The 10,111-nt window shown below is 42.9% G+C and carries 7 protein-coding genes; 2 read left to right on the top strand and 5 right to left on the bottom strand.

Annotated features, from left to right (window positions below; translation table 11 throughout):
* Positions 1-335 (top strand): IS30 family transposase (locus G400_RS16115; RefSeq protein ID WP_027827232.1); only part of this gene is annotated, 335 nt, incomplete at its 5' end.
* Here the strand turns inward: G400_RS16115 and msrA are convergent.
* Together msrA and G400_RS0111270 are read right to left on the bottom strand one after the other, a co-directional pair.
* A complete protein-coding gene (gene msrA, locus G400_RS15170; protein WP_051254425.1) occupies positions 279-938 on the bottom strand; it encodes a peptide-methionine (S)-S-oxide reductase MsrA in 660 nt (219 codons plus the stop codon). The genes G400_RS16115 and msrA overlap by 57 nt on opposite strands.
* Before the next feature lie 168 nt (positions 939-1,106).
* Positions 1,107-6,416: a MucBP domain-containing protein gene (locus tag G400_RS0111270; RefSeq protein ID WP_017260371.1), complete on the bottom strand. Its 5,310-nt coding sequence runs from the start codon at positions 6,414-6,416 to the stop codon at positions 1,107-1,109.
* A gap of 505 nt (positions 6,417-6,921) precedes the next feature.
* On the opposite strand from G400_RS0111270, the gene G400_RS0111265 reads away from it, so the two are divergent.
* On the top strand, positions 6,922-7,770 hold the full coding sequence (locus tag G400_RS0111265; protein WP_017260372.1) for a helix-turn-helix transcriptional regulator: 849 nt from the start codon (positions 6,922-6,924) through the stop codon (positions 7,768-7,770).
* A gap of 81 nt (positions 7,771-7,851) precedes the next feature.
* Here the strand turns inward: G400_RS0111265 and G400_RS15845 are convergent, their stop codons facing one another.
* The 3 genes from G400_RS15845 to G400_RS0111255 all read right to left on the bottom strand — a co-directional run bounded on the left by G400_RS15845 (position 7,852) and on the right by G400_RS0111255 (position 10,022).
* Positions 7,852-8,379, bottom strand: coding sequence for a hypothetical protein (locus tag G400_RS15845; RefSeq protein WP_017260373.1), 528 nt, complete (start codon positions 8,377-8,379; stop codon positions 7,852-7,854).
* 66 nt (positions 8,380-8,445) lie between these two features.
* The gene (locus tag G400_RS15840) at positions 8,446-8,703 is read right to left on the bottom strand and encodes a hypothetical protein (RefSeq protein ID WP_017260374.1); all 258 of its coding nucleotides are present in this window, start codon (positions 8,701-8,703) and stop codon (positions 8,446-8,448) included.
* A gap of 23 nt (positions 8,704-8,726) precedes the next feature.
* The gene (locus G400_RS0111255; RefSeq protein WP_017260375.1) at positions 8,727-10,022 is read right to left on the bottom strand and encodes a hypothetical protein; all 1,296 of its coding nucleotides are present in this window, start codon (positions 10,020-10,022) and stop codon (positions 8,727-8,729) included.
* Positions 10,023-10,111: the final 89 nt, after the last annotated feature.

The following is a 10,111-nucleotide window of genomic DNA, read 5'->3' as shown; positions in this document are numbered from 1 at the left end:
AGACTTTAAATGATACCTTTGGAAAGTTTATGGGGACCTTCGGTTCCCAAGTGAAATCTATAACTGTTGATCATGGTAAGGAGTTTGCCGATTATCGATCCATAGAACAAGACTATCAGATTAAAGTGTATTTTTGTCACCCGTATTCACCATGGGAACGGGGATCTAATGAATATTTCAATCGACGGTTACGTTGGTTTTTCCCGAAAAAGACTAACTTTGACCAGATAACGACTGATGAAATCCTGGCAGCACTTGAGCTTATTAATCAACGACCATTAAAAATCCATCATCAACAGACTGCCATTGAAAGTTTCCGGGCTTGTTCGGATTAAACTTGTAATTTGCCTATGAACGAAAATAATTGGCCGGTATGAATCACCACGATCATTAATTTGACCGCCATCATCAGTTGGATCGATGATCTGCCAATAGAGTTTTAATAACTCCGCATAACTCATCTTGTTTGGATCAAAGACAATCTCAACAGCTTCAACATGGCCCGTCGCTTGGGAAGTTACCTGATCATACGTCGGCGAATCCACACGACCACCGGTATAACCCGATAAGACAGAGATGACGCCGGGACGCAGTGCAAATGGTTCAACCATGCACCAAAAGCAGCCACCCGCGAAGATTGCATGATCATACCGTGAATCCGTCAAAGCCGCCTGATGCCGAGCGTAATCATACTGCTGCGACTGTTCGCCATCTGACATTATGGACTGGTAAAAGTCAGTTACCGCTGGCGTTAAGTTGTTGCGGACAGCCAGTGGCCGCAAACTGTGCTCAAGTTCGGCAAAAACCGTAGTCGATGCTTGACCAGCGGCCAGTTGTTCTTTGGCTTTCAACAATTGTTGCCGTTCCCAATCGCGAGTGCCCGGCTCTAACAACAGGTTATAAAAGGCACTCAAGTCTTGTTCAGTTATGGTCCTCACAATATCATCCCCTTCACGTCACCGAAATATTCTGTCTATTATTATCACCGCATCACGCCGAAATAGCATATCATTTGCTCACGCGACTTATTAACCTCAATCACAAAAAGCGCTAACCGCTCGACTGTATCTTTATACAATCAAATGATTAGCGCTTATTTTGCTATCTTAAATATCGTTATCTTGATTATCATCGGTGTTATGGCGACGTTTGCGCCAGCCAAACAAACCAAACAGCATTGAGAATAGGCCTAGCCCCAAAGCTTGTAACCATGACTGCTGCCCTTCATTTGTGTGAGGCAACAGGTTCTGGTTAGTCGCTGAGTTAGCTGCAGCCCTTGACGTCGTGGCCGTTGCAGCAGTCTGTGTATCGGAACCGGCCACCGTTTGAGCAGTTGACAGTGTTTGATTCTTTTCCAAAGTCGACGCAGATGTTGCCGCAGCCGTTGTATCATCAGAATCCTTTACCAAACGCAACGTTTGCGGTGAGACATCATTCAGTAACAACCAAGCACTTTGACCAGGAGCCAGATGATACCCTGCAGGAATCAAATCACCAATGTACACCCATGTGCCCGTATAGCCACTGACTTCATGAACAGCAATGATATCACCATCAACGTCCATCAGAACTAACCTGATAGGATCCCAACTTGGCTCATCAACAATTGTTCGTGTCGATTGTGAACCGCTTGTGACTGGTACTGCATTTGACTGCAATAGTGTTGGATCACCCATCATTTGCCGGACGATTGGCGTCCCAGCTTCGTTAGCTGGCGTTTCATTAGTAGGCCGATTCCCAGTTGGTGTCACAACCGGAATAACGGGTGAAGCGCTAACCGGATTCACGGGCACCACACGCGGTGGCACTGTTTCGGTACCCTGATTTGGAATCGATGGCATACTCGTTGTCGAGGTTTGCGATGGCGTTACCGACATACCACTTTCGGGTGTTGACGTTTGTGAAGTCGTTTGTGAAGTAACCACCGAAGTCACTGTCGAGGCACCACTTGCCGGCGTCGAGGCCGTCGAAGGTGCTTGGCTTGGTGACATCGATGTCGATGGACCACTTGTTGGCGTTTCACTTGCCGCAACCTTCTGATAAACGTAGATTACATCGACACTGTTGGCCGTATTCGTGCGGTCATACTGACCACTCGCATTGGCAGGTGTTGCCACTAACGTATAACCGCTAACCGTTGCCGGCTGTGTCGTATAAGTACCACCATAAGTTAACGTTTGTGAAACTGGTGTAGCAATAACATTGCCATTATCATCCACATAATGCGTGGTTACCGCTTGTTCCTTGGCATAGGTGAAATGGATATCACTCGGATTAAGGCCCACCGTGCCACTAACCGTTGCATCACTGACAAGTGTATAGCCTACAATCGCTGGTGCCGTGAAGTTATAGCCAACTCCATAGTAAGCATTCACAAGTTGAATAGTGTTAACCGGTGTCTGACTAAACAAATCATTTCCTTGTAAGTCAGTGTAGGTCACTTTGAAAGATTCCGGGTCAGCGTTGTAATAGTAGACTACCTGATTCTTCGCCGCATCCGTTGACAAATCTGACCAGCTTCCGTTCGCAGGACCGGCCACACTCGACGCACTGACGTAATAACCAGTAATATTTACAGGAGCCGTCGTGTACTGACTATCATAATCAACCGTCGTGACTGTCGGTGCGGCCATCGTTAGTAGCTCTTGCTCATCGCCAACGGTAACACGACGCACATATGACACGTTAACATACCGGTCACCAGTGTCATCGTAAAGGAACGTCATCGTCTGCGGACGATCCGTTAGTGTCGTGGTCGTTTGGGCTGGTGTGCCAACCAACGTATAGTTTGAAAAAGTAGCAGTCCGAGCCGTCACGCTGTCACCATAGTGGCCAGTCAGCTGAGTTGTACCTAATACTTTTGTGGTGCCATTAACCACATAATTTACCGTAACGGGTTGACCATCCTCACGGTCATACGTATACGTCACGGTCTGTGGTGTTAAAGAGTACGTGCCTGTAGCATTAGATGGCGTCGTCTGATTCCAAACGTAACCGGTTAACGCGTCTGCTGACGTCGAATAGGCTTGACCATATTTACCAGCAGGCAGTGTTCGCGTAGAAATAACCGTCCCATCAGTTAAAACGTCTCTAACCGTTATGGCCGCCGCATCTTCCGGTTGATAGTAGAAATTAATGGCCGACGTATCATCTGTGAAGTTTACTACTTGGCTGTTTGACAGTGCCGTGTATCCGGCAATTGAAGCAGCGTCCGCAGTTTGGCTTGTGCCATAATCACCTGTTAGCGTGATTGACGGCGCCAGCGCGTTAGCCGTATTAACCAAATAATAGTTAACGATCTTCGTTTCGCTCTTCGGCAGATAGGTAAACGTCACTGTTTGACCAGCATCTGTATAACTACCTGTAGCACTTGATGAACCTTCTAAAGTGTATCCGTCAAACGTTTTGGCAGCAGTCGTATAGGTATCACCGACAGTGCCCGTTAGCGTTTGCGCGCTGGCAAGTTCAGTATTTGTCTTACCATTAACGTAACGGACCACGACACTGCCGCTCTTCGGCACAACTTTGTCATACACAAGGGTGATGGCAGGCGTGCCGTTCGCATCATACGTGCCTGTTAATGAACCAGACGTGACCTTGTCAAACGTATAACCGTCGAGACTAAGAATTTTGTTCTGAGCATCATACGCTGTCCCTGTTGCTCCGGTTAAACTACCGTCGCTAGCCAAAGACTTACCGTTTTCATCAACATAATGAATTGTCACTGATTGTGGATTGGCCGTATACATTAAAGTAACGGCTGGTGTTGTCGCCTTACCTGTAGTATCAACCGTGTACGTTCCCGTCAAAGAACCAGTGGTAACTGCTGAGAATGTGTAACCGGGAATCGTGAGTTGATCATCACTGACGTCGTATGAATCACCAGCGGCACCCGTCACAGTATTGTCTGTGTGAATCGTTTTGCCGTTGTTGTCGACATAATGTACCGCCAATGTTTGGCTGCCACCTTGGTATTGCAGAACAATATCCTTCGCCGTAAACTTACCAGCATTATCAACACTAAATGTGCCTTTAAGGTCACCCTGCTGAACTTTAACAAACGAATAACCAGGAATGCTAATTTCCTTGCTAGAAGCATCATAATTAGTATTGGTCTTGCCAGCCACTGTGTCGTTGGCGTGAATTGGATTACCATTTTGATCAACATAGTTGACCGTTACGCTTTGACTATTGGCCTTATAACGGAGCGTGACGATCTGCCCATCAGAAATCAGTTTGCCTGACAGTAACGATGCGTCATCAGCATCCAGAGTATAACCCGGAATAGCTGGTTCATAATCACTGACATTGTATGTGTCATCTTGTAGACCGGAAAGTGTCTTGCTGTCCGCTAGCGTATTTGAAGAGTCATCTTCGTCTACATAATTCACCGTTAATGATGCCGCAGCTTTCACAGGTGTCGATACTTTTTTGTAGTGGAAGGTTACCGTGTTGGTTGCCCATGAACTTTGATCATAGGTAACGGTCACGGAGCCATCGTTGTTAACAACATCCTGACTACTAATCGAAACCGTCGGCGTCCCTGTCACTTCGTACCCGTCAATCGCTACTGGTGACACTGTTTTGGTACTACCATCGGTCGTGTTATTAACGGCCCACGACATACTCTGATGAATCTGATTCCCATTTTCGTCTACATACTTCGTGGTGAAACTATTTAATGCCGCCTCACCAAACGTTTTTACGGCAATATTGCCAGACGTTGAAATGGAGCCATCTGTATAAAATGTCGCGTTAGGGGCCAAAATATTCCCTGTTAACGCAGCGTTGTGGGTGACCAAACTGACAACGTCGGGCATGTTCCAAGTGACGTTTGCAGCTGTATCAGCATCCGTTTTGCCATTAACTGAGATGGTAGTCCCAGCAATCGCAACAGAATCTCCAACCACGTTAATGATGATTTTAGCTGTTCCCCCGGAACTATTTGTCACATTGGTAATGTTGATCGCACCACTTCCGTAAGTAGTACCAGGAAAGTCTGAACTGTTCAGCACAAACACGTCTTCATCAGCACCATCGACGCCTTGTAACGTCAGATTAGGATTTGAAGAACTTGGTGTAATCACTTTTGCGCCCGCCGTTTGCTGTAAGGCACTCAGTTCATTGGACTCGCTTGCTAAATATGCTTTAGCAGCGGTAAAAAAATCTGTTGTATCAATTTTATAAATTTGATGCGTATTAGACCAATAGTTGCTGTAGACACTTGCATCATTGTTGATATAAATTTTTCCAGTCGGATTAGCATTGTCTAATTCAACCAGATCACCACCAACAATGATTTGCGGATAATCAGTGTACTCTGAAGCACTGCTACCGGATGATCCCGATAAGGTCAAGTTTCCACCTGCAGCAATCCGATAGGTGCTCCCGATGTTTTGCGCTGTTAAACTATCAAACGTAAAAATAGTGAAATGCTTTGTGACACCTAAGACACCATCAGAAGGCGTCGTGCTTTCAGAATAACTACCCGATAAGTAATAAACGGGTGATACATAAGTGTTTGGAATAAGTCCAAATCCGCCAAACGTCGTCCCTTGTTTGTACAAAATTGTCCAACCATTGTACTGAATCGAGTCACCGACACCCTCTTGGTAGCCATTGACGAATCCAGTCGCATCCATCCGAACAATTTCTTGAGGTGTCCCCGTTGCTTGATAAGCGCTGGCTGCTGCCGATTTGGCCGTTGCAACGTCACTGTCAGTGGCAGTGTCCGATATAGACGTCACCGTAACGTTACTATTGGTAGTTGACGATGTGACCTGACTATTGTTGGTTGTTGAAACTGCGTCATGGACACTGGCTACATTACTTGAACTTTCAGTACTAGAGAGACTGCCCGTTGACTGCGCAGTCGATGCACTTGTTGATTCGGTCGTCAGCGCACTGGTCGCTGACTGAGAAGCCATGCTAGAAACACGCTTTTGAGTGATCGAAACTGCACTAGAACCAGTAGACTCGCTATTGTTTTTTGATGCAGCACTGGTCTGAGACTGATCACTATTGTTTGTACTACTTGGACTATCTGTTTGTTGGTCTGATTCACTGGCCGAACTTTCACTGTTTGCCTTATTTGATGTTACCGACGTACTCTCCGATGAAGCCGTCGATTGACTTTGCGTAGTACTCGACGCTGAACTACTAACTGATGAATTTTGATCAGCAGTTGTCGTAGCATCGCTTGTATCGCCGTTTGACGCCTGTGCCGATTTTGATGCCGTCGAAGTAACAGCAGTTGTTTGAAATGTTGATGCCGTATTGTCGCTATCAGCATTAGCGACCGTTGTCAGTGTCATGCCGGTAGCAAACGTAATTACGGCGACTCCAGCAAACACCCAGCGCTTTCCCGCTTTATACATTCGATAATGTAACTTTCGATTTTGATACAATCCAGGCATAACTCTCCTTTTACTTCTCTCACTTAATGCTGATTGATGTTAAAAAACAATTTCGCTCAAAATTAATCCAAATAAATAATTAAGTTGCAAAAAAGTTAAATAACTCTACTCAATTGATTGTTTTAACACCTTTGCTTACAAAATGAAAGTGCTACACTCGCTTCTTTAAATAGTTTGCAAAAGATTTAATTATTGCGCATTTTTGCTACTATGTTAATTTATCGGTCAATTATTTCAGGTTAAAAAATGTTTATATTAAGTTGTATCAGACAGATAATAAGCGAACCTTAAAGCGTCCACGTTTCAATAAATTCAAGTCGTCAGACCGTCATTTAGGATTGTTGTCATTTCAGGGCAAATAAAAAAAGCTTCAATTTTCATTTCGTCACAAATTAAATGTGAGTCACAAAAACTGAAACTTTTTCGTCCATTAAGGCAAACGTTTGTCTTGGGACTTTATGCGAATAAAGGCAAATAGATAATACGTACTTATTCGTCGTCTTAGATGGCGAATACAATTCAGATTCGTGACTTTATTGACTATCAGCAGTTGTTTTATCACATGCAATATAAACGTTCGCTTGGTGGTTACGTCCTTGAAATTACGCAAGACAATGTTTCTAAACAGGCCATTCTACTCATCATTAAAATTCTGCTAGCTAGCCGATCATTAACTAAGCAAGAACTAACCACGACAATTAATGGCTTATTGAATCTGACGACACCCTCGGACCAACAGGAAATTCGCCCCATTATTCGTAATGAACAGTTTTACTATGTCCCAGTTCATCACGGTCAACCATTGCTTCGCACAATCTGGGCATTCAGCCAGTTTATTACGAAGAAACAGGCCGTCGATATAGACTATCAACGTCAGCACGGTGAGTGCAAACATTACACAATTCTGCCCGAAGCCGTGATTTTTTCCGAATACTATTTTTACATCATTTCTTACTCGCCAGAAGGAAATGGTGATCGATTTTTCCGCGCCGACCGTATTCGTAATTTCCATCAAGCACCAGTTAAAATCACGCAAAGTTACGCGGACCGTTTCGAAGATGGTGAACTGCGTCAACACATTCAGTACATGCAACCAGGCAAAAAAATCACTCTGCAGTTTGAGTACTGGGGCATTGTAGAGGCGGCTTTGGACCGTTTTCCCAATGCCATAATAAAAGCACGTTACCCTGAAAAAGATAGCGTGCTGATTGAGGCTGAAGCATATGATGCTGAGGCGAAAATGTGGCTTTTGAGCCAAGGAAACTTGGTGAAGGTCATATCACCGATTTCGTTTAAAAAAATAATTGTAAGAGAAATAAATACAACGCTAATAAAATATAACGCTTCAAACTAGATGTAATCAGAAATTATTTACCCTAGAATCACTCATTTATATCTTGCTAATCACGCATGGAGAAGTAAAAACTGATAGTGACTAATTATTAGATCCAACCTTTTGGTTCAACAACTTGGTAGCTGACAGAACGTTATTGACAAATGCGCCTAACTGTTTCTTCGATTTTTCGTCTAACTTTTCAAAATCACTATCCATCAATTGAATCTCTTTAAATTCACTTTGTAGCAATATGTCCTGTCGCTGAGTTAAACGACTAATTTTGTTGATTTCAATTTTAGTACCATCCAGAGCTTTCAAACCCGATTGAAGCTCCAAGGATTGTTGGTCATCGGCTTGCATTGCCTTTTTGTTATGAGAATTATACAAAACACCACCGGCTGTTAAACCAACCCCAGCAATCGCCCAGCCAACTGGCCCGGCTAAGGCTAAGAATGCCGTTCCACCTTCAATTCCTGTTCCTCCGGCAGCTAAGGCTCCGCCTCCTAACCATGCCAAAGCAGCATTCGTTGCAGCAGCACCACCTAACGCAGAAATTGCAGTTCCCGTTGAAGCAGTTCCAAACGTAGTTGCAATGGCCATTGCCGCGCTTGGACCTAATGCGGCCACACCGACTCCCGCAGCAATTCCTGTAGCCGCAGCGGATCCAGCCTTTTTATCAATTTGATTAGACTGTTATTGCGCATAATCAATAATATCTTGATATCTGTCCATCTCAATTTTGATTTGTTCTATTTTTGTATCTAATTCTGTTGGTTTATTTCTCAAAGTGTTTAAGAAATCCCAAGAACTATCTATGTCCTCTTTAAGTTCTGTTCTATCTTGATACAAAACTTCGGCTAACTGTGTAACCATTTTTTGATCTTCACCAAACTGGATACTAAGTGTTTTTAAATGCTCTTCGGCATTCCTTTTCCCTTTTCTGTTAAACATTTTCACTTCTCCTGACATATTAATTAATTTTTAAAGAATCTTGTAATATCATTCTGTGTTTCTAATATGCTCCCTTTATCAACGTTTAATACTCGTGCATACTTTCCACTATTTTCAAATTGAAAATCGTCCCTTTTGTCAAATGATGACTTCTGCAAATCCTCTAAACTCTCATATTCTTCCTGCATCGCAAGAATAATATCACGGTACTTCTCGTCAATAGTCTGAGTATCGAAAGTGAATTTTTGAGAAATTCTAGAACCTGAAACAGTAAAGTTAAATTGAATGTCGTCCCAAACATTCGCAATATTAGCAATATCTTCTTTAACTAACTTTGATTGTGAAATAGCCTGAATCGTTGCAATTAATCCACCAAAGTCAACTGACCTCAATGTTTTTATATAATCTCCTGTTATTCCCAATCTGCTGCCGATTATGGCAAAGTTTTCCGCTGTGGCTAGTGAATTAGCAATAGCAATATCTTTCAAAGCTTTTTCCCTAATTAGCTCAGTATCATCTGCTGACCCGCTAAACAACCATGTATAGACAAATCGACTCAATCTGTTAATGACATTAGCACCAAGGTATTGTAGTCCGTTGCCGAAAAACCAAGCACTATCAAACCCATTTTTTAGCAGCCATTTGTCTATATCATTCGGTAGAGCATTTGCACCTGGAATAGACAACCCTTGAATAGTAACGGAATCTGATGCCAAATGTATTAGATGTTTTAAAATAGCCAAATAAAACATCTTGGGATCTTCCTGAACTAAAATGGCAGCTTGTTTAACTGAAAATAGTAGCGAGCTTGGTGCAGAAATTTTATATCCAGAGGATGGTATCCTCCAATCAATTTGTTTAGTTTCATAGGTCCGTATGTTCGTCTTATGTACAGTAACAGTGTCACTAAGAAGATTAAGAGGACCAAAAACCAATCCTAACAACGGATCGTGCGCCAATGTAGCATAACGATGATTTGCACCTGATATACCTGGCTTAATAACTCTTCTTTTCATTCCGTCAGTGAGATTCACTGCGTCATAGCAAGCCGACCCTAATATCCATGTCCCATAATCTTCATTCTCTATTTTTCCGACAGGTGATTGGTGCTTCACTTTTTTGGCTAGTTCCGAATCGTTATATCGTTTTCCGTTTATTACGTACTTTTCGACTAACCATCTTCTCAATATTTGTAAACTGCAAATCAAGGATACAAAAATGTAGTCTTCTTTTTTCATTTTTATATCTTGTGATTCTTTTATCTCTTTCTGAATTTTTTCAAACCTTTCTGTATCAAGATCAACATGTCCAGCTTCCATAACCTGTCTCCTTTTTGTAACAATGATGAATTTTTATTTTCATTCAGTAAAAGCTTATCTTGAAAGCGCTTTCTTTATTAACATTTCTA

The sequence above is a fragment of the Furfurilactobacillus rossiae DSM 15814 genome (assembly GCF_000428925.1).
Lineage (GTDB): Bacteria > Bacillota > Bacilli > Lactobacillales > Lactobacillaceae > Furfurilactobacillus > Furfurilactobacillus rossiae.
This window is presented reverse-complemented; position numbering and strand designations above follow the sequence as displayed.

Coding starts and splice junctions, on each gene's coding strand:
- G400_RS0111270 (WP_017260371.1), bottom strand. CDS start 6,416: ATGCCTGGATTGTATCAAAATCGAAAGTTACATTATCGAATGTATAAA.
- G400_RS0111265 (WP_017260372.1), top strand. CDS start 6,922: ATGGCGAATACAATTCAGATTCGTGACTTTATTGACTATCAGCAGTTG.
- G400_RS15840 (WP_017260374.1), bottom strand. CDS start 8,703: ATGTTTAACAGAAAAGGGAAAAGGAATGCCGAAGAGCATTTAAAAACA.
- G400_RS0111255 (WP_017260375.1), bottom strand. CDS start 10,022: ATGGAAGCTGGACATGTTGATCTTGATACAGAAAGGTTTGAAAAAATT.